We start from the raw sequence: 547 nt of genomic DNA on the forward strand, positions 1-547 counted from the left end.
GGCATGGAGGCCTGCTCTGGAGCGCATCACTGGGCCCGCGTGTTCCAGCAGTACGGCCACACCGTCAAGCTGATGGCGCCCAAGCTGGTGGCGCCGTACCGGATGTCCGGCAAGCGCGGCAAGAACGACGCGGCAGACGCGGCTGCCATCTGCGAGGCGGTAACCCGTCCGAGTATGCGTTTTGTACCGCTGAAAGACGAACACCAGCAGGCGACACTTTGCCTTCATCGGACCCGGCAGGGATTCGTTGAAGAGCGGACGGCTGCCTATAACCGGATGCGCGGCCTGCTCTCCGAATTCGGCGTCGTGCTGCCGCAGAGCCCGGAGCGTTTGCGAAGAGAGATCGGGACCCATCTGGACGCATTGCCGGGCTGGGTCCGACGCTGCGTCAGCGATTTGCTTGAGCATGTCGGCAACATCGAAGATCGGCTGGCCGAATACGACCGTGCTATCGGCGAAATTGCACGCACCGATGAGCGCAGCAAGCGGCTCATGAAGCTGCGAGGTATCGGTCCGACTACCGCAAGCGCATTGCTTGCGAGTATCG

1 protein-coding gene is annotated in these 547 nt (G+C 62.9%); it reads left to right on the plus strand.

Features of this window, described 5'->3' with window-relative positions; translation table 11 throughout:
- Positions 1-547, plus strand: a 547-nt coding sequence (locus P0D89_RS53925; protein ID WP_408379815.1) for an IS110 family RNA-guided transposase, incomplete at both ends; no start/stop codon positions are given.

This window comes from Paraburkholderia sp. RL18-085-BIA-A, from assembly GCF_046027075.1.
Classification (GTDB): Bacteria; Pseudomonadota; Gammaproteobacteria; order Burkholderiales; family Burkholderiaceae; genus Paraburkholderia.